This is a genomic window from Aquisalinus luteolus (genome assembly GCF_009712425.2).
Classification (GTDB): domain Bacteria; phylum Pseudomonadota; class Alphaproteobacteria; order Caulobacterales; family Parvularculaceae; genus Aquisalinus; species Aquisalinus luteolus.
Window position 1 is genome coordinate 192,382 of the sequence record NZ_VCJR02000003.1, and the last position, 20,100, is coordinate 212,481.

Sequence of the window (20,100 nt, forward strand, 5' to 3'; positions counted from 1 at the left end):
ATATTGATTTTATTTAAGCTATAGCTGATTGGCAGGGGCCCGCGAACGCGGGTATAAGAATTCGACGAGTTCGTCCGCACATGCGTGGATGAAGGCAAGGGCACAGCTTATGTCGATCCAGACATTACAGCACGGCATGATCTCGCGATTGCGACGCGGCAGTCGCATGGTCCGTGCCGGTGGCGCGCGCCGAGGGGGGCAGGGTGCCGGCTGGCTGCCCCGGATTGTCGAACTTGCCATCGTTCTCCTCATCGCCTGGCTTGCCGTCAGGCTGGTCTATGCCTTTGTTACCCCCACCACGCCTGTTGCCGGTGAAGGTGGATCCGACCGCGGCCCAGCCGCGCCTGCTGCCGACATGGCCGTGTTTTCCCGTTTCGATCCATTCGCAGCCTCTGCAGTTACCGCTGAGGCGGACCCCGTCATCGAGGCGAGGGCGACCAGTCTCGACATTACTCTGAACGGCATCTGGGCAGAAGCTGACGGAAGTGGCATTGCCATTATCCAGACCAGTAATTCCGACCAGCGCATGGTGCAGGTGGGTGAGGAAATCATGAGCGGTGTCACGCTCGATCGTCTTTACTCGGATCGTGCCATCATCCTGCGTGGTGGTGTTCGTGAAAGCGTGTTTCTGGCAAATCGTCTGAATGCGGGGCCTTCTAACGGGTCATCCTCCGGGTCGGCGGGCCGTCCTGTTTCTACTGCACCGACAGGCCAGCCACTAGCCGCGCCGGGCTATCCGGACAGGGCAGGTGCCTCGATCAGCGACCTGACGACCATCATTTCCGTCCGGCCGGTCCGGCAGGGTAACCAGACCGTCGGCTATGAGCTGTTTCCGCGCGGAGACGGGACGGTGTTCTCACGGCTCGGCTTTGTCGACGGAGATCGCATCCTCTCCGTCAATGGACAGCCCGCGCCCAATGATTCCGAGCGCCTGCTGGAAATGATTGAAACCTTTCAATCTGCAACATCTGTCATGATTGTCGTCGATCGCGGCGGCGAGCGGTTGAACCTGACCGTCAATGCAAGTGAGTTCTGAATGTTCGTATCGAGACTGATCGCTCTGGCCTCCCTCGGCATGATTTCCGGCCTCTCCCTTGGCCTGACCCCTGCCTTTGCCCAGCAGGCCGGATCACAGCAGGCGGGTGCCTCGATCAATTATGATGGCGCTGATATTCGCGACTTCGTCGAGAGCGTTTCCCTGCGCACAGGGCGCAGCTTCGTCATCGATCCCCGCCTGCAGGGACAGGTGACCATTTTCTCCCCGCCGGACGCTACGCTGACCAGCGACGAGATCTGGGAACTGTTCCTCGCGACCATGCAGGTCAATGGCTATGTCGTGCTGCCGATCACTGAGGGCGAGTACAAGATCGTGCCTGGCGAACAGACGACCCGGGCCGGCGGTATCGGTACGGCGGATGCCGGCGGCGCCATCGTCACGCGCATCCTGCGCCTCGACAATGTCGATGCGCGCACGGCAGCGACGACCCTGCGTGGCCTGCATTCCGAACGCGGCCTCGTCACACCGGTGCCGGAGAGCAATTCGGTCGTCATCGTCGACACCGCGTCCAATGTCGACAGGCTGGTCGAGGTTGCCCGCGATTTCGATCGCGACACGTCCATTGTCCGGTCCATCCGCCTTGAAAGCGCCATCGCCACCGAAGTCGCCAGCACGCTGCGTGAGCTGCTCGCCGGGGCAGCGACAGAGACACGTCGCGGCAATGCGACCAGCGTCGTTGCCGTGCCGGCCTCCAACACCGTCATCATCCGGGGCACACCCGCCGATGTGTCGCGCCTCGTGCCACTGGTCGAAGAGCTGGACCGCAATGGCGCCTCACAGGTGGACCTGTCCGTTGTCTATCTCAACCATGCCAATGCCGAAGAGATCGTTCCCCTTCTGACGACCATGATCGAGACGAGCTATGGCGTTGAAAGCGTAACGCGCAAGCCATCGATTGCCGCGCACAAGGAAACCAACGCCCTGATCATCAGCGCCGACCCGGAAACCCGCCGCATCATCCAGCAGGTTGTCGCCCAGCTCGATATCCGCCGTCCGCAGGTGATGATCGAGGCGATCATCGTGGAGATTTCCGACACGCTCGCCCGTGACCTCGGGCTGCAATACGTCGTCGGCGGGGAGGACATGCCGTTCTCCTCGACGCGGTTCAACCAGAACTCGCCGAACCTGCTCGCCGGTGTCGGCGCGGCGTATCTCTACAACAATCGTGAGACACAGACGGTTACCGATGCGGACAACAATACCACGACGACAACGACAGAACTGATTCCGGGCACGGAAGAGCTGATCGATGCCGCCATCGGCTCGCTGCTGGGTGTGAATGGCTTTTCCCTCGGCGGCGGCGGCGTTTCCGACGACGGCACGCTGTTCGCGGCGATACTGACCGCCGTCCAGAACGATACCCAGTCCAATATCCTCTCCACGCCCTTCGCCGTCACCCTCGACAACCAGACAGCGCGGCTGTCGGTGGGGCAGGAAATCCCGGTCACCACCGGCGAGGCCGTCGGCAATGATCTGGAAAACGCCTTCCGACAGGTCGAACGCCAGGAAATCGGGGTGATCCTCGAGGTCACGCCCCAGATCAATGAAGGCAACACGGTGCGCATGCAGATCATCCAGGAGGTCTCCTCCGTCAATGGCGCGCTGACGCAGGCCAATCGCGACTTCGTCACCAACAAGTCCGTGGTCGAGACGACGGCCGTCGCCGAAGACGGCGAGGTGCTGATACTCGGCGGCCTAATCGACGACAACAGCCAGCTTTCCGAAAGCAAGGTGCCGCTGCTCGGCGATATCCCGGTCGCCGGCAACCTTTTCAAGGGCACGTCGCGCACGAACCGCAAATCGACCCTGATGGTGTTCATCAAGCCAACGATCTTGCGCGACAGGCGCACGTCGGAGGCGGTGACCGCCCGCAAATACAATTACGCCCGCCAACAGCAATTGCTGAAGATGGATGGCGAGGTCCCGCCGATTGACATATTGATAGAGGACTTCCTCGGTGCCGCCCCGGCCGGGGTTTCGTCGCCAGTGATCGAAGAGTAGAGTACAGGCCGAAACGGCCCCGGAAAGACGCGTATGTCAGCCACCGACGAACAGCCAGCAGAAACGGTTCCGGCCCTGCCGCGCTTTTCCTATGCCTTTGCCAAGGAGCGCGGGCTTGTGGTGTTCGGCGCCGAGGAGGGTGTGGCCGTCATCGGCCGCCACCGCAAGCCGGGCACGGCAATTGACCCGTGGGCGCTGATCGAGGCGCGGCGTTTCCTCGGCATGCCTGTCAGGGTGGAGGATGTGCCCGCCGCCGTGTTCGAGCGGCGCCTGTCCGAGATCTATTCCGTGGAGGGTATCTCCACAGAGGAATTTCAGGGCGGCAGCGAGGATGACCTGACCAGCCTCGCCGAAGGCCTGCCAAAGACCGCCGACCTTCTGGAGAGCGAGGACGACGCCCCGGTCATACGGCTCATCAATGCGCTCATCGCGGAAGCCGTAAAGACCAAGGCATCCGACATCCATATCGAGCCTTATGAGAAGGAAGTCTCCGTCCGCTTGCGGATCGATGGTGTATTGCGCGAGGTGCTGAACCTGCCAGCGCGCATGACGCCGGTGCTCACCTCCCGCGTCAAGGTCATGGCCCGGCTCGATATCGCCGAGAAGCGCGTGCCGCAGGATGGGCGTATCTCCCTTGCCATGGGCGGCAAGACCGTCGATGTGCGCATATCGACGTTGCCGTCGCGCTTTGGCGAACGGGTCGTCATGCGCCTCTTGGACAAGGAACAGGCCCAGCTCGATCTCGACATGCTGGGCATGGGCGAGACGACGCTTGCCCGGTTCAAGAAGCTGCTGAAGCGTCCGAACGGCGTCATCCTCGTCACCGGCCCGACCGGCTCCGGCAAGACCACGACCCTCTATGGCGGTCTGACCCTGCTCAATGATCCGTCCAGGAACATCCTTACCGTCGAGGACCCGGTCGAGTATGCTCTCGATGGCATAGGCCAGACCCAGGTGAATTCAAAGGTCGGCATGACCTTTGCTGCAGGACTTCGCGCAATCCTTCGGCAGGACCCTGATGTCGTCATGGTTGGCGAGATCCGCGATGTCGAGACGGCGCAGATCGCGGTACAGGCCTCGCTCACCGGTCACCTCGTCCTGTCGACCGTCCACACCAATTCCGCCGTTGGCGCGGTGACCCGCCTGCGCGACATGGGCGTGGAACCGTTCCTGTTGTCCTCCACGATTGCCGGTGTCATGGCCCAGCGCCTCGTCCGCCGCCTGTGTCCTGCCTGCGCCAGGCCCCATGAGGCTGACGCCGCCGAAAAGAAACTCATCGGCACCGCGCCGGACGAGGCCATCACTCTGTACACGCCGGTCGGCTGCGGGCGCTGCAACCACACCGGTTATGAAGGGCGCCTCGGCCTTTACGAGCTGGTCGTATCCGACGAGACGCTGAAAAAGCTGATCCACGACGATGCCAGTGAACAGGCGCTTGCCGCCCATGCCTTCAAATCTGCCGAGACGCTGGCCGAAAGCGGCTGGTCCCATGTCCGCGCCGGTCGCACCTCGATCGAGGAGGTCTTGCGTGTCGTTCAGCAGGCAGAAGATGATCCAGTAGCGGAGACGCTCTGATGGCGGCTTTCCAGTATGAGGCGCTCGACCAGTCGGGCCGCAAGAAGAAAGGCATCCTCTCGGCGGACAGCCTGCGCGTTGCACGACGTGAGTTACGCGATGCCGGCCTGACACCGCTGAAGATCGAGACGAGCGCTGCGGACACCACTTCCGGCCAGCGCCAACGACCCTTGTCCAGCAGCGATGTCGTCATGCTGACCCGCCAGGCCGCGACCCTGATCGAGACCGCGACGCCAGTGGAAGAAGCCCTGAACGCTGTCGCCGCGCAGATGGACAAGCCGCGCGCGACACTGCTCGCCATCCGCTCCCGCGTGATGGAGGGCTGGCGCCTTTCCGATGCCTTGGGCGAACACCCGAAATCCTTCTCACCGCTCTATCGCGCCATCATCGCGGCGGGGGAAACCTCCGGCGATCTCGGCCGGGTCATGTCGCGCCTTGCCGACATGCTGGAAAAGAACCGTGCCATGGCGATGAAGGCGCTGACAGCGCTGATCTATCCGGCGGTGCTCATGCTGGTTGCCATCGGGGTCGTCACGGGGCTGATGATTTTTGTCGTGCCGAAGATCGTGGAACAGTTCGATACGCTCGGCGCCCAGCTGCCGCTGATCACCCGCATCGTTATCGGCCTGTCGGCCTTCCTTGAAAGCTGGGGGCTGGTCCTGCTCGGGCTCATCGTGCTTGCCTCGCTCGGCCTGTGGCAGGGGCTGCGGCTGGCGGCCTTCCGGCTCGCCTTCGACAGGCTGGTCCTGCGCCTGCCCATCATCGGCAAGCTGTCGCGCGGCCTCGATGCGGCTCGTTTCGGGCGCACACTCTCGACGCTCTTTGCATCCGGCGCACCACTGCTGGAATGTCTTCAGGCAGCCCGCAAGACGGTCGTCAATACAGAGCTGCGCGCCCGCCTCGGCGAGACGCTGACAGCCGTATCCGAAGGCGCGTCGCTATCCGCCGGTTTGCGCAAGGCGGGTGCATTCGACCCGATGATGGTGTATATGGTGGCCGCTGGCGAACGCTCCGGCACGCTGCCTGCCATGCTGGACCGTACGGCATCGCATATGGAAGCGCAGTTCGACAATTCGACGACGCTGGCCCTGCGCCTGCTGGAGCCGGTCATCATCGTATTCATGGGGCTGATCGTCCTTGCCATCGTGCTGGCGATTCTCGTGCCCATCCTGCAGCTCAACACGCTGGCTGCAGCCTGAAAGGTAGGTAGGAAATGAACCTTGTACGGAAAAAGATAAATGCAAAACGCCGCCAGCGCGGCCTTACGCTGGTCGAGCTGATGGTCGTGATCGTCATCCTCGGTCTCCTGACCACGATCATCGTCATCAATGTCATCCCGGCTGGCGACCAGGCGGCGGTGCAGAAGGCCCGTACCGATATCAGCGTTCTGGAAAATGCGCTGGAGCAGTATCGCCTCAACATGATGAGCTATCCGACGACGGAACAGGGGCTGGAAGCCCTCGTCGAGCTGCCGAACGGCGTCGCCCGGCCGGAAATGTATCGCCCCGGCGGCTATATCAAGAACCTGCCGACTGATCCGTGGGGCAATGAATATGTGTATCAGCGGCCCGGCACCAACAGCGAATATGATATCTTCTCCTATGGCGCCGATGGCCGGGAAGGCGGCGAGGGCACCGATGCGGATATCGGCAACTGGTAAGCCTTCGCCTCTGCTCCGCCAGCGCGGCCTGACCCTTGTCGAGGTGCTGGTCGTGGTCCTGATCCTCGGCCTTATGGCTGGTGTTGTCGTCATGACGCTGCCATCGGAAGAGGATACTGCCCGTATCGAAGCCTTCCATTTCGCCGGCCAGATCAAGGTGGCGCAGGAACTTGCGGTGACGCGGGGCGAGATTGTCGGCCTGCGGATGGAGGAGAGCCGCTACAGTTTTCTTGCCTATCGCACAGCTGGCTGGGTGCCCCTCGTCCTGCCTGGCGCGGAGAGTGCTGATCGCACACTGCAAACCGGCAACGTGCTCAGTCTCAGCCTCGATAACGAGCCGGTTACCGGTACCGCCGGTGGTGCACGACCCTTTTCCCTGTCCCGCGAGGACGAAAGCGAAGCGCCGCCTGACCCTGATCTCGTCTTCCTGCCAACAGGGCTCACGCCATCCTTCACCGTCCTGTTCACCGGTGAAATGGGCGACTGGCAGGTCGTCGCTGGCGATGACGGTACCGTGATGGTGGAGGGCGCCGATGACTAGGCTACAGCGCGGTTTCACCCTGACGGAAGTTCTCATCGCCATGGCGATCCTCTCGACGGCGATTGCCGGTAGTCTTGTGCTGATGTCCAACCAGGTCAGCGCCGCTGGCGATATCGAGCGTCGGCTGGTGGCCGGTATCGTCGCAGAGAACACTCTCATCGAGGCGATGGCGAGCCCGGCCATCCCTGATCTCGGTACGCAAACCGGCGTTGAGGAAATGGCCGGTACCTCCTGGGCATGGACCCGCGTCATCGCCGAGACGCCTGTCTCCGGCATGATCATAATCAGTGTCGATGTGCGCGAGGAAGGCGGCGAACAGGTCATCCGCTCGTTGAGCGCCTTCAGGTCGGTGTCCGGATGATGCACCCTAGCAACGATAGCAATCAGAAGGGCTTCACGCTGGTCGAGATGGTCATCGCCATGATGATCTTTTCGGTCATCGCCGTCTCCGGCATTGTCATCATGCGGCTGTCCATCAATTCCAACGAACAGCTTCAGCGGTCCACCGACATGGCAGGCGATTTCCAGATCGCGCGCAGTCTCATCAAGTCCGACCTCGCCCAGATCGCGCGCAGAAAGGTGCGCGACGAATTCGGCTATATCTTGCCAGGCCCCATGTATGGTGGTGAGCTGACCGCCTTCGGCAATGCCGTAGAGCGCGACGGCGAGCGGCTGCTGTTCGGTATCGTCAGCAGCGGGAATATCAATCCGGGCAATCGCTACCCTCGGTCGCGGCTTCAATATATCGAATATCTCGTCATTGACGATGCGCTCATCCGGCGGACGTGGAATTATCCGGATCGCCAGCGCGGTACACCAGGCACTGATCGTGTGCTGTTTGCCGGTCTTGAGGATATCGAGATCCGCTTTCTCGTCGGGCCGCTATGGGAAGACTATTTCGTCTCGCGCGGGACAGTGCCCCTGCCGGGCGCAGTCGAGCTCAGTTTCATTCACCCGGTCTTTGGCGAGATGCGCCAGCTGTTTTACGCGGGGCAGCTGGAAGGGGGCGGCGAGACATGATGGTCCCGGCCGATAAAATAAAGCGGCAAAAGGGTGTCGCCCTCCTGATCGTGCTTGTTCTGCTGGCCAGCCTGTCGGTCATCGCGCTGGCGATGACGCAGACGATGCGCACATCGACGGCGAGGGCGCGGTCTGCCGAGTCGCTCGACCAGATTCGCTGGTATGCGCTGGGCGCCGAGACACTGGCCAAAAGCGTGATCGAGACGCAATGGCAGGCCGAGCCCGCCCGCGACACGCGCGAGGAAGACTGGCTCGCCGCGCCGGTCCGGTTCCCCATAGACAACGGCCTGATCGAGGCGTCGATTGTCGATGATACGCGCTGCTTCAACCTGAACAGCCTTGTTATGCGCGAGGAGGATGAATTCCTCGAAAACCCCGAGGCGCTGGAACGGTTCAAGCTGATGCTGGCACAGGTCGGCTTCGACCAGGTCGCGCAGGGCGCCGTCGCGCAAGGGGTCATCGACTGGATCGATACGGACTCCATGCCCGGCATCAACGGGTCGGAGGATTCTGATTACGGACGGCTTTCAACGCCCTATCGCACCGGCAACACGCTGCTTGCCGACATGTCCGAATTGCGGGCGCTCATGTGGATGTCACCGGAACTGTACAACGCGGTGAAGCCCTATGTCTGCGTCCATCCGGAGACGGAGCCATCGCCGATCAATGTCAATCTGGTTACCCCGAAGGATGCCCCCCTTGTCTATGCGATGCTAGGTGGCGCGTTGGAGCCGCACGAGGTCGAGGGGTTGATCAATGACATCCCGGCCGAGGGCTTCGCAACGATCGACCAGTTCTGGGGCTTGCCCGTCTTTTCCGGTCGCACGATGCCGGAAAGCGCTGAAAGCAGCTTCAGGCTATACAGCTCATGGCTGCGCCTTAAGGCGAATGTTAATTACAATCAGGCATTTATCCTGCAGGAAAGCCTGTTAGAAGTGAGCAATGAAGGCGAAGTCAGCGTAGTGGCGCGCAAAATGGGACCCGAGTGACCAGATGCGGTTGATCCTTATCACCGGAGACACGATCGACGACCCGCTGAGCTGGGTCGAAACGGCTGGCGACAAGCCCGTTGCCGGCGGTGTCGTTGCCTCTCTGGCTGGCCTTGCCGAGGCGGTTGAGGGCGACGCCGACGAGATTGTCGTCATCCTGCCGGGCGAGCGTTTCGCCATCCGGCGGCTCACCACACCCGCACGCAACCAGCGCCAGTTGCTGCAGGCCGCACGGTTTCTCCTGGAAGACGAACTGGCAGGGCCGGTCGAGAGCCTGCATATTTCGCTGGGGGCGGACGCCGCTGACAGCGCCATGGGGCGTCCGATCATCGCTGTGGACGAGGCATGGGTTGCGGGCTGGCTCGAGGCCTTGCGAGAGGCCGGTTTCCCGCCGGATATTCTGACGGCAGACATTCTGGCGCTTGGCGTGTCCGGCCAGTCCATCATGCTGGTCGAGAAAGACCGGCTGAGACTCAACATGGATGGCGAGGGCTTCGTCACCGACCGTCCGTTGGCGGACGAGCTTGCGACGGAAATCCTGTCGTCCTCTGGCATCCAGAAGCTGGGCGTCATCCGCCTTGGCGACGCGGTGCCGGTGAAACTGCCGGAAGATATCGCCGTGCAGGAAATCACCTTGCCCGATGCCCGTCACCTGCCGGCATTCATGGTCGGCCACATGGTCGATAATCAACCGGTCAACCTGTTGCAGGGAACGTTGGAGCGCGGGCTGGACTGGCGCGCGGCTCTGAAGCCATGGCGCTATGCGGCTGGCCTGGCGGCGGCCTGCCTTGCCCTGTGGCTTGTCACCGTCGGTATCGAAGCCATGCAGCTGCACGACAGCGCCCAAGACCTGCAACGTCAGGCGCAGGCGGAGTTCGCCGCCACCTGGCCCGACCTGCCACAAAGAAACATTGCCAACCAGGCCCGACAGCTTGCCGCTGAAGGCGGTGCCTCCGAAACGTGGTTCCTCGAGCTGTCCAGCGTGCTCGCCAATGCGATGGAAGAGCGCAGCGGCGTCCAGCTGGCTGCCGTCACCTATGACGCGACGGAAGGGCTCGTAGCGGATATCCGTTTCCTCGATACAGAGGAACTCGACCGGCTGAAACAGTCCTTGTCCGCCTATGGCATCGTCGTGGAAGAGGGACGCAACCTGTCGCGCGACAGCGACAATGCCTATATCGGCAAGCTGTATCTGAGGACGTCGTGATGAGTAACTGGTGGCAGACATTATCGCGCCGCGAACGCACCATGCTTATGGCGATGGCCATACTGCTCGTCTTGTTCCTTGTCTATTTTGCCCTGATGCGACCGCTCTTTGCCTGGCGTACCTCGGGTGAGCTTGCGTTGCAAAACGCCCAGTCGACAGCGATCCTCGTCGATCGCGCGACGGCAAATGCGCGGACTGGTTCTGGCGGGCAGGGGGCAGCGGCCACCGGGTCGGCCCTGCGCGGTATCATCACTGCCTCTGCCTCGGCAAACGACATTCCAGTCTCTGCCTTCCAGTTAAGCCAGAGCGGTGCCAGCGTGATCATCTCTATAGAGAACATTCCCGCCAGCCGCCTTTATGGCTGGCTGGGCCAGCTTGAGACCGAGCGCAACATACGCGTCAGCGAGGCACGTATTTCCCGAGCGCGCTTTGGCGAGAGCACCGTGCAGGCACGGTTGACCCTCAGCCAGGGGAACTGACCTCTCATGCTCCGTCGCACTGTCTATCTGCCGCTTGCCGGCCTTGCCCTCTTTATCTTCCTCGCCCTCGTGCGTCTGCCGTTATCGCTCGCTCTCGATGTCTCTGGCGTCAGGGCGCAAGGGGTCGACTGGTCGGCGGCAAGCGGCACGGTCTGGAACGGCACGATCGCGGGCGTCTATCTCGACGGCTATCCTGTCGGCACCATCAACCAGCGCACCCGTTTCCTGCCCTTGCTGACGGGCCGTGTTGTCAGTGATGTCGACATCACCGGCAGGCCGGTCAATGGCGAGGGGCAGGTCAGCCTTGCCGGACAAGGCATCACCCTGAACGATGCAGCCTTCCTGATCGACCTCGCGTCCTATGACGTGGTCGATGCCTTTGGCGCGCCTCTTCGCGGTGCCGTGCGCCTGGAGACGGACAATCTGCAGTTGCGCGGCGATCAATGCCGGTCCGGCGTCGTCTCGATATGGACTGACTCTCTTGCCTATTCGGCGCGTGCCTGGGGCGGGGAAGGGTTTCCGCTGGCGGGCACCGCAACCTGTGGCGATGATGGCGTCCTGCGCCTTGCCCTGAGCGGCGAGGGCAGTGGCCAGACCGTCGCGATCACCGGCACGCTCGACCCCACGCTCGATTATCTGGCCGAGGTGCGGGCAGGCGGGCTTGAAGAAGATATCGCAACCGGTCTGATGCTTTACGGCTTCGAGCAAAGCGGCAATGATCTCCTATTGATCCAGCGCGGCAATCTGCTGGTGAACCCGTAAAGGATGGCTCTCATGATCCGCACCCGATATATCCTGCCAATGCTTCTGGTCGCGTCGGCTTGCGCTTCAAGTCCCGACACCGCAACACAAAGCGCTATCGCGGAACTGAATGCAGCAAAATATCAGGTCAAGAATGACGCCCCCCGGATCGCCGAGTTGAGAAACAAGAATCTCGATCCCGGTCAGTGCGGGATGCTGCTGTGGACGCTCGACAAGGGAGAGCCGGTCATGGTCTTTCGCAACGTCGAAGGCCGCCAGGCGGAGATGATCATCGATGGTTCGCCGGCACGGCTGGAACTGGTCGAGGAACAAGGCGAGCGACGCTACGGTGCCTCGACCGAGCAGTCCTATACCCTCGAGGCAGGAACCCCGGGGGAGACCCGTGTGAAGGTCTCGGCCAGCTTCGGTACACCCTTCGAGGGCGGCGTTTATGTTGAGCAAGGTGTTATAACATTGCGCAACTTTTTCGGGTGGGAGCGCGTAACTCCTGTTGCCGGTCTTGCCGGATGCCGTGCCTGACAGGTGCGGCAAAGAGTGCGCAAGGTGTGGTAGTGGGTGATATAATATCACTTATGTCGCGGATTTTATTGGATAAATCCTGACAAGTCTCTTGCGGTCACGAGCAAAGACGCACTACTCTCTCGCCACAGCAAAAGACCACCTGACCCGCCAGACAATCGCGACAGGAGATATGTCCGAACACCAGGTCCATACCCATCATGGTTCCTGTGGTGATGATCATCACCACCATCACCATGTGCCCGAAGGGTCGGATGGCAGCCGGCTGGCGATCGCCTTTGGAATAATATTCGTCTTCATGATCGTCGAGATTATTGGCGGTATCGTCTCGGGGTCGCTGGCACTGCTGGCCGATGCCGGTCACATGGCGACGGATGCCGGGGCGCTGCTGCTGGCATTGTCGGCCCGTTGGCTCGCCGACCGTACTGCGAGGTCATCCGTCTTTCCGTTTGGCCTGCGGCGTGCGCAGGTACTGGCCGGCTTCATCAACGCCCTTGCCCTGATCGCGCTGACCCTGTGGTTGCTGTGGGAAGCGATCCAGCGCTTTATGGACCCGCAGCCGATCATGTCCGGCCCCATGCTGCTCGTCGCAATTGCAGGTCTCATCGCCAATATCGCAGCCTTTGCCGTTCTTCATGGCGGCAACCAGCAGGACCTGAACCTGCGCGGTGCCCTGCTGCATGTCATCGGTGATATTCTCGGCTCTGTCGCTGCCATTGCGTCGGCCCTGATCATTGGCTGGACAGGCTTTGTGCGCATCGATGCCATCCTGACCCTGGCGGTCAGCCTACTCATTATGCGCGTTGCGTGGCCATTGCTGTCGGAGGCGTCCCACATCCTGTTGCAGGGTGCCCCGGCCAATATCGATACCGACGATATCGCCGATAGGCTGACTCAGGAAATCGATGGCGTCACCGGCGTACACCAGTTGAAGGTCTGGATGCTGACACCGGAAGAGCCTCAGCTTGCCATGCATCTGGGCGTCACCGGTCCTGCCGTTGCCCAGAGTGTGCTGACCGATGTCAAACGCCTGCTGAAAGAGCGCTATGGGATTGAACATTCGACCATTCAGGTGGAATGCGACGAGTGTCCCGATCAATTGCTGCTCGATGGCGACGACACGATGACTGGCAGGATCAAGGGCGGTGCCGGTGCTGCTGATGCCGGCGATGACGGGTCGCCCGCTGCCCACGCACCCGTCATGCGTGGTGTCGGCTAGAAATTCACTTCCGGTGTTATCTTGAAGCGGCGGCCTTGTCCTCCTTGCGGACATAGCGTGCCCGGAAAGCGGTTCTTTCCTTGCCCTGTCGGGCGCGTAGAAGCGGATGTTTTTCCCGGACCGGTACCGGGCTGATCTTGCCTAGAACGCTGATCAGGGCAATGACGATCAGATAACCCTCCCACATCTCCATCGATACCGACAGCGCGCCGAAACAGAAGGTGACCAGCGATATCTGCGCGTGCTTGCCGAAAGAAGACCGCCATCGGTCCCGCTCGGCATGGCGATATTTCATCTGCGCGCCAAAGGCTTTCAGCCAGGCCGTGCCGATCATGCCGAGATAGAAGAACAGCCCGACAAACCCCGCGCCGCCCAGCACCTCGAAATAGATCGAGTGGGCTGCCCTCGGCTCGCGGAACATCTCCACCTGCCGGGCGATATGTTCCTCATAGGGGGTCCGCAACCCGGCCCCGGTGATCGGGTGTTCCAGCGCCAGCTTCCAGTTGATCACCCATGCATCGACCCGACCCTGGAACGACTGGTCCTCACCGGCATCGGCGATCGTCTCCATCCGGTCGGTCCATTCCTGCGGCAGCAACATTACGGTGGGAATCGACAGGATCGCCACGGCGATGGCGATCTTCAGCTTGTGCCTGGAATAGAGCCACATGACCCCGCCGAACACGACCAGAGAAACAAACGCGCCGCGCGAGTGCGTCCCGAGGATGGCGATGATCGACATCACGAATACGGCCTGTACGCCGCGCCTGATCAGGATATTTTTCGCCTGACCCTGCAGATAGAGGAACAGCGGCAGAGTCGCGGCCAAGGCTATACCGATATGGTTGTTATCCTCGAGGATCGTTTCCGCCTGGCCCATGTAGAGCCCGCCGCCCAGTTTCACGATGGTATAGACCGCGCCCTTGGCACCATAGAACCCCATGACCAGCGCCAGCAGCCACAGCATGGCATGCAGGCGCAGCCTGTCGGTCGTCACCATCATGCAGGCAAAGACGAAGATCAGCACCTTGATGAAGCGTTCCGTCGGTTCGGCCGATAGCGACTGGTCGAGCGACATGATGTGCGACACGCCGAGCCAGGTCATGAACAAGAGGAGGAAGACACTGACCGTTTCCAGACGCGCCCGCTTTATCTCGCCATTGAAAAAGAAACTCGCAAAGGTCACCCCGGCGATTAGGACGTTCAGCGGGATCTGGCTGGCATAATAGACAGACTGCTGCGGCGTCGCGAGCGTGAACCAGCCCCACAGCAGCAACCCGATATAGGGGTAGCGCAGGGTCGCCAGCAGCGAAGCGACGATGAAGGCGAGCAGCAATACGTCACGCATAGATTTTTCCGGCGGTCCTTTCCGGCTCTTCTATATCCTCACGTGAGGATATTATTGGTTAAGAAAAGCCGCTTTTTCGGCACAAACCGGCAAAACACGGCGCGAAAGCCGGCTTGAACCCATTGAGACTTTATCGCCTGCGCGGCGCTGGTTGATTGTTGCGCAGACTTGGGGCTTACTGCCGCCAGTTATCAAAATATGTTGTGATCCGGGGTACTTATGGCTTTCTCTGATTTCCTTTCCCGCGCTGCGGCGCTTACCGCGACGGGCCTGCTTCTCGTCGCCTGTCAGATCGATGAGGCTGGTACATCCGCCATTTCGACGGCAGCCGAAGAACCCGCCGCTAGCGCTGACATCCTTCAGGACCATATTGCCTGGCTCTCCGATGACGCCCGCCAGGGCCGGGAGGCCGGCACACCGGGCTATCAGGCCGCTGCGGAATATGTCGCTGCCGAGATGGAAGAGCTGGGCCTTGAGCCAGCCGGCGAGGATGGCAGCTGGTACCAGCAGGTACCGCTCCTGTCCGTCACCCGCGATCTGGACGCGCAGGCGATGTCGATCACCCGTGATGGCGAGACGATGGCGCTCGATCCTATGGAAGATTTCCTCATCGGCGCCTCCGCCAAGCGTGCCGAAGCCGAAGTGACTGCCGAGGCCGTCTTCGTCGGCTACGGTCTCGTCGCACCGGAATTCGGCATCAATGATTTCGAGGGCGTGGACGTGGAAGGCAAGATCGTCGTCGCCTTTGGCGCGATTCCCACCGGCCTGCCAAGCGAGGAAGCCGCACACTATTCCAGCAGCAAGCAGGTGATCGCCGAGGAGCTCGGCGCCGTCGGCTACATCACCCTGTCGACAGCCTCCTATGAAGCACGCCGCCCGTGGGACCGCACCATCGCCGCCGCCGGATCACCGGCCATGACCTGGGTCGAAAAATCCGGCGAGGGTTTCACCGACACGCCAGGCCTTGTCGTTACTGGTCGCCTGAGTGTTCAGGGCGCGGAGAAACTGTTCGAAGGCGCCGAGATGTCATTCGCCGAGATAAGCGCCGCTGAAGAAGCCGGGGAGAATGTTGCTTCCTTTGCTCTGCCCGGCACCATCACCATGGCAGGGGCCAGTACCTATGAAACCGTGACGAGCCCGAATGTCGCCGGCATGATCCGTGGTTCCGACCCGACGCTTGCGGACGAATATGTCATCCTCACCGCTCACCTCGACCACACCGGCGTTCGCGAAAGCGATGATCCGGAAGAAGACGTGATCAACAATGGCGCCCTCGACAATGCCACCGGCATCGCCGTAATGCTGGAGGAGGCACGCCTGTTCAAACAGGCAGAGGCAAATGGTAATTCACCGCGCCGCTCGGTCATCTTCCTCGCCGTGACAGCGGAGGAAAAAGGCCTTCTGGGCTCTGAATATTACGCCTTCAATCCGACCGTGCCGCTCGATGACATTGTCGCCAACGTCAATCTCGACATGCCGATCATCACCTATGACTTCATCGACGTGATCGCCTTTGGCGCCGACCATTCATCGCTCGGCGAGACTGTGCGTCGTGCAGCTTCGTCCATGGATGTCGAGCTGATCCCCGATCCGGTCCCGCAAATGTCGATCTTTACCCGGTCCGACCATTACCGTTTCGTGCAGCAGGGCGTCCCGTCGGTCTTCCTGTTCCTCGGCTTCGGCAATGGCGGCGAAGAGGAGTTCGGCAAGTTCATGTCGACCCATTATCACCGGCCGAGTGACGATATCTCCCAGCCGCTCGATTATGACGTCGGTGCCAAGTTCGCCACGCTGAACTACCGCATCGCGCGGGAAATCGCCGATGCCGACGAGCGCCCGACCTGGAACGAGGGCGACTTCTTCGGCGACAAATTCGGCCGGGACTAGCCTTGTGTCGGGGGAGGGAAATACCAGTCAGCGTCTGCCTTTCAGGCGGATGCTGGCGGGTCTGATCGATAATACCGTCATCCTCTCCTGGGCCTGCGTTCTGGCGGTGGTCAGCTTCTCTCTCGGCGCTGACACCATCATCGCCGACAAGCGTATCGGCTATATCATTGCGCTCTCCACCCTGACCCTTCCGGTCGTCACCCTGTTCGCTTTCAACGAGGCAGCACCATGGCGGGCGACACCGGGCAAGCTGTTGCTGGGACTAAGGCTCGATTATCCGGGCACGCCATCTTTCGCCCGCGCATTCATCCGCAATCTGCTGAAGTTCCTGCCGTGGGAAGTTTGCCATATCGGCATCTGGCTTATCCCGGGGCCGATCTTCGTCAGCGAACCGACAGCGAGCAGCTGGGCTATCATCATCGCTGGAGAGGCGTTGGCGCTGATCTGGCTTGCCAGCCTCTTCACGCCATCAGGCCGTACGATCCATGATCGCATCGCCGGTCTGGCAGTCACGAAAAAGCCGTCCGTTTCCTGACGAAACGGACGGCTTGCGTTCAATCTTGTGGGCCGGGCCTAGTTGATTGCGAAGACGACGCTCACGCTGGCCGACACGCTGCTTTCGCCCGGGGCGACCTTCGTGGCCATGTCCATACTCGCCGCTTCCATGCGGACCATGGGGGAGGGCGGACCGGCATTGGCGCCCGGCTCTGCTATGTAAAGCACCTCGCCCAGGCTCACGCCTGCTTCGGCTGCATAGAGCGCGGCTTTCTCGCGGGCATCGGCGACGGCATCCTTGCGTGCCTGTTCCAGCAGGGCCGCATCGTCGCCAAAGCCGTAAGAGATGCCGCCAAGCCCGTTGATACCGGCCTTCACGGCAGCATCGATCACCGCACCGGTGTCATCGATATCGCGCACTTTCACGGTCAGCGTGTTGCGAGCCTCGTAATAGTCGATCTCATTTGTCCAGCTGCCATCCGGCCCGCGCACATTCTGGGTGTTCATGTAGAGGCCGGTCGTCTGCATGTCCTTCTCGGCTACGCCAGCCCGGCGGATCGCCGTCATCGCGGCATTCATCTGGCGGTTGTTCTCGGCGAGTGCCTCGGCGGCGGTATCACCGCGCGCCTCGACGGAGAAATTGACCGTTGCCATGTCCGGCTTGGCAGAGGCTTCGCCATTACCGGTAACAGCTATCGTGCGATGCTGGGCATGCATCTTCATCATCGGTTTATCGTCCGCCTGCTGCGCAATCGCGCCGGCAGCGGTCAGGCCGCCCGCCGAAACGAGGGCAGTGGCGGCAATCAGTATCTTCTTGGTCGGTGTCATGGGTTCCTCCCGTGTTGATGAAACATATCTGGACTTCGTTTGCGGCAGTATTGCGACAGGATAACGCCTGCAGACGGGCTGAGTTCACAAATCTGTGTCCGAAATGCTGCGTCGCAAAACTGCAAGAAAACAGTCGTCACACTGACATATGGCAACGCTAACAGCTTTTTTCATGCTTCTTCAAACCGGGGTACCCACCATGAAAAAAGTTCTGTTCACCTCCGCCGCACTCGGTGCGCTGGTTTTCGCTAGTGCCGCCTATTCGCAAGATGATGTCATCACTGTCACGACACAGAAGCGCGAGCAGGCGATCCAGGATGTGCCGATCGCTGTCACCACCTATGACCAGGAAGCGATGGACGATCTCGGCATCCAGCAATTCGATGACCTCGCCGATTTCGTGCCGGGCCTCGAGGTGCAGGAACAGTCCGCCAACAACCCCGGTTTCGTCATCCGCGGCATCACGTCGGATTCAGGCGAGGCCAATATCGAACCGCGGATTTCAATCTACAAGGACGGGGTCTCTATCGCCCGGTCGCGTGGCTCGTTCGTGGAACTACTGGACTCGTCCGTGGAGGTCATTCGCGGCCCGCAGCCGACCCTGTTCGGCCGTTCGGCCCTGATCGGCGCGATCAATGTCATCTCCAACAAGCCGCAATTCGATGACACGATCACCGGCTCCCTGCGCGCCGGTGTCGGCAATCTCGACTATCGCCTGGTCGAAGGCATGGTCAACCTGCCGGTCTCCGACACGGTCGCCCTGCGCGGTGCCGCCCGCTACAAGAAACGCGAAGGCTATATCGAGAACCTGATCGGCGAGGACCTGAACGGCTACGAGACAGCCGCCTTCCGCTTCGCCGCCCGTTTCATGCCGAGTGACGTTCTCGACATCAACATCATCGCCGACCACCAGATCGACGACAATCCGGGTACGTCCTTCAAGTCCGGCACTTTCTTCCCCGCACCGGGTGCGTCCATCGACCCGTGGGAGCCGGCAGCCCTGTCTGCGTTTGGCGGCATCGAAGGCGGTCGCGATCTCGGTCTGGAGCGCACTGTCACTTCCATCACCGGCCTCGTCGATTACGAGATCAACGACATCTTCTCGGTCTCCTCAATCACCAACTGGCGCACCTTCGATTCCTCCGAAGTGTTCGATCCGGACGGGTTCGCGGGCAATCTCTTCGCCTTTGCCGAGAACGCTGAAAGCGACCAGTGGAGCCAGGAGGTCCGTCTCAACTTCGCCAATGGCCCGCTGACCGGCTTTGTCGGCGGCTCGTATTTCTCCGAAGACGGCTTCCAGAACGTGCCGCTTTATTTTGACGAGCGCTACGTCCAGGCGCTGCTCGGCGGCTTCCTCTTCACCGACACGCCGGAAACGCCGCAGAACCCGCTGCCGGAAGCCTTCCTGCCGACCGTCAATGCCGACCCGACGAGCCCGCTCTTGGGCACGCCGCTCGGCATTTTCAACGAGGAATTCACCAATTATGGCGAGACCGTCTCCTACGACCTCTTCGCAGACGCCAGCTATCAGGTTACGGATCGTCTGGAGCTGACCGCCGGTGCCCGCTGGACGAAAGACGAGAAGACCACCGGCTATTCGGCCGACTCAGACGGCACCAGCGCGCTGACCGGCGCCGGCCTGTTCGTCGGCGGGGCGGTCTTCAACAACGGCCAGCGCGTCAACGTCGAGGACGAGTTTGACGGCGTCACCTGGCGTGCCGCCGCAAACTACGATCTGACCGATGCCGTCACTGTCTTTGGCAATGTCGCCCGTGGCCGCCGCCCGGAAGTCCTGATCTATCAGAACGACACTTCCGACATCGGCATCAATCCGGACAATTTCGTAACCATCGACGCGGAGGAAGTCGATGCCTACGAACTGGGCGTGAAGGCCAATCTCGGCGTCTTCTACGGCGATGCCAGCATCTATTCCTACGACTACACCAACTTCCAGACCTCGATCATCGACGAAAACGGTGTCATCCAGCCGATCAATGCGGGCAATGCGTCTGCGACCGGTTTTGAGGCGACGGCCTACTGGCAGGCCTCCAACTGGGTCAACCTGTTCGCGGTCTATGCCTATTCCGACGCGACGTTTGATGAGACCGACGATGACGGCAATCCGCAGGCCTTCGGCGGTAACGTCTTCCGCCTGCAGCCGGAAAATGCCTATTCCCTCGGCGCGACGTTCACTTACGAGCCGTCCTTCGGCCTGTTCGAGTTCACGCCGGTCTGGTCATGGAAGTCGGAAGTGTTCTTCGACAACGACAACGACCTGACCGACTTCGTCCAGGACGAGTTCCAGGACGCCTATGGCCTCTTGGACCTGCGCCTCAACTACACCGCACCGCACAGCGCGTTCGAGGTCGAGCTGTTCGTCGAAAATGCTCTGGATGAGGAATATATCATCGATGCGGGCAATACCGGCGACGGCTTCGGCATCGCCACCTTCATCGCCGGCGCGCCGCAGACCTACGGTATCGTGGTGAAGAAAGACTTCTAGTTGCCTTCAT

19 protein-coding genes are annotated in these 20,100 nt (G+C 61.2%); 17 read left to right on the forward strand and 2 right to left on the reverse strand.

The features are described 5' to 3' along the window. The first annotated feature begins 109 nt into the window (after positions 1–109). The 14 genes from FF098_RS14205 to FF098_RS14270 all read left to right on the forward strand — a co-directional run bounded on the left by FF098_RS14205 (position 110) and on the right by FF098_RS14270 (position 13,029). Positions 110–1,036, forward strand: coding sequence for a type II secretion system protein N (locus tag FF098_RS14205; protein ID WP_166426553.1), 927 nt, complete (start codon positions 110–112; stop codon positions 1,034–1,036). After that, positions 1,037–3,058, forward strand: coding sequence for a type II secretion system secretin GspD (gene gspD, locus FF098_RS14210; RefSeq protein WP_155141731.1), 2,022 nt, complete (start codon positions 1,037–1,039; stop codon positions 3,056–3,058). 33 nt (positions 3,059–3,091) lie between these two features. Next, entirely contained in the window at positions 3,092–4,633 is a 1,542-nt protein-coding gene (gene gspE, locus FF098_RS14215) for a type II secretion system ATPase GspE (protein WP_155141733.1), read from the forward strand. Next, positions 4,633–5,832 carry a type II secretion system inner membrane protein GspF gene (gspF, locus tag FF098_RS14220; protein ID WP_155141735.1) on the forward strand — a complete coding sequence of 400 codons (1,200 nt, stop codon included), beginning with the start codon at positions 4,633–4,635 and terminating at the stop codon, positions 5,830–5,832. The genes gspE and gspF overlap by 1 nt, the downstream gene beginning before the upstream one ends. Before the next feature lie 14 nt (positions 5,833–5,846). After that, complete coding sequence (gspG, locus tag FF098_RS14225; protein WP_155141737.1) at positions 5,847–6,293, forward strand: type II secretion system major pseudopilin GspG; 447 nt, start codon at positions 5,847–5,849, stop codon at positions 6,291–6,293. Next, complete coding sequence (locus FF098_RS14230) at positions 6,271–6,834, forward strand: GspH/FimT family pseudopilin (protein ID WP_166426571.1); 564 nt, start codon at positions 6,271–6,273, stop codon at positions 6,832–6,834. Before gspG ends, FF098_RS14230 begins: the two co-directional genes overlap by 23 nt. After that, the gene (gene gspI, locus FF098_RS14235) at positions 6,827–7,195 is read left to right on the forward strand and encodes a type II secretion system minor pseudopilin GspI (RefSeq protein ID WP_155141741.1); all 369 of its coding nucleotides are present in this window, start codon (positions 6,827–6,829) and stop codon (positions 7,193–7,195) included. Before FF098_RS14230 ends, gspI begins: the two co-directional genes overlap by 8 nt. Further along, on the forward strand, positions 7,192–7,854 hold the full coding sequence (gene gspJ, locus FF098_RS14240; RefSeq protein WP_166426554.1) for a type II secretion system minor pseudopilin GspJ: 663 nt from the start codon (positions 7,192–7,194) through the stop codon (positions 7,852–7,854). The genes gspI and gspJ overlap by 4 nt, the downstream gene beginning before the upstream one ends. Further along, positions 7,851–8,843, forward strand: a complete 993-nt coding sequence (gspK, locus tag FF098_RS14245; RefSeq protein ID WP_166426555.1) for a type II secretion system minor pseudopilin GspK — start codon at positions 7,851–7,853, stop codon at positions 8,841–8,843. Before gspJ ends, gspK begins: the two co-directional genes overlap by 4 nt. Positions 8,844–8,847: 4 nt before the next feature. Beyond that, a complete protein-coding gene (gene gspL / locus FF098_RS14250; RefSeq protein WP_155141748.1) occupies positions 8,848–10,050 on the forward strand; it encodes a type II secretion system protein GspL in 1,203 nt (400 codons plus the stop codon). Further along, positions 10,050–10,529 carry a type II secretion system protein GspM gene (gene gspM, locus FF098_RS14255; RefSeq protein ID WP_155141750.1) on the forward strand — a complete coding sequence of 160 codons (480 nt, stop codon included), beginning with the start codon at positions 10,050–10,052 and terminating at the stop codon, positions 10,527–10,529. Before gspL ends, gspM begins: the two co-directional genes overlap by 1 nt. A gap of 6 nt (positions 10,530–10,535) precedes the next feature. After that, positions 10,536–11,291, forward strand: a complete 756-nt coding sequence (gspN, locus tag FF098_RS14260) for a type II secretion system protein N (protein ID WP_155141752.1) — start codon at positions 10,536–10,538, stop codon at positions 11,289–11,291. A 12-nt stretch (positions 11,292–11,303) separates the two neighbouring features. Next, positions 11,304–11,810: a hypothetical protein gene (locus tag FF098_RS14265; protein WP_155141754.1), complete on the forward strand. Its 507-nt coding sequence runs from the start codon at positions 11,304–11,306 to the stop codon at positions 11,808–11,810. A 172-nt stretch (positions 11,811–11,982) separates the two neighbouring features. Further along, positions 11,983–13,029, forward strand: a complete 1,047-nt coding sequence (locus FF098_RS14270) for a cation diffusion facilitator family transporter (RefSeq protein ID WP_155141756.1) — start codon at positions 11,983–11,985, stop codon at positions 13,027–13,029. A 16-nt stretch (positions 13,030–13,045) separates the two neighbouring features. On the opposite strand, the gene FF098_RS14275 is transcribed toward FF098_RS14270, so the two are convergent. After that, positions 13,046–14,377, reverse strand: a complete 1,332-nt coding sequence (locus tag FF098_RS14275) for a putative O-glycosylation ligase, exosortase A system-associated (protein ID WP_155141758.1) — start codon at positions 14,375–14,377, stop codon at positions 13,046–13,048. Between the two features lie 219 nt (positions 14,378–14,596). On the opposite strand from FF098_RS14275, the gene FF098_RS14280 reads away from it, so the two are divergent. Continuing rightward, positions 14,597–16,264: a M28 family metallopeptidase gene (locus FF098_RS14280; RefSeq protein WP_155141760.1), complete on the forward strand. Its 1,668-nt coding sequence runs from the start codon at positions 14,597–14,599 to the stop codon at positions 16,262–16,264. Positions 16,265–16,313: 49 nt separating this feature from the next. Next, the gene (locus tag FF098_RS14285) at positions 16,314–16,799 is read left to right on the forward strand and encodes an RDD family protein (protein ID WP_166426556.1); all 486 of its coding nucleotides are present in this window, start codon (positions 16,314–16,316) and stop codon (positions 16,797–16,799) included. Between the two features lie 38 nt (positions 16,800–16,837). Here the strand turns inward: FF098_RS14285 and FF098_RS14290 are convergent, their stop codons facing one another. Continuing rightward, entirely contained in the window at positions 16,838–17,587 is a 750-nt protein-coding gene (locus FF098_RS14290) for an SIMPL domain-containing protein (protein WP_155141765.1), read from the reverse strand. A gap of 199 nt (positions 17,588–17,786) precedes the next feature. Here FF098_RS14290 and FF098_RS14295 point away from each other — a divergent pair, with 199 nt between their 5' ends. Further along, positions 17,787–20,090 (forward strand): TonB-dependent receptor, encoded by a 2,304-nt coding sequence (locus FF098_RS14295; protein ID WP_166426557.1) that lies wholly within the window; start codon positions 17,787–17,789, stop codon positions 20,088–20,090. Positions 20,091–20,100 lie beyond the last annotated feature (10 nt).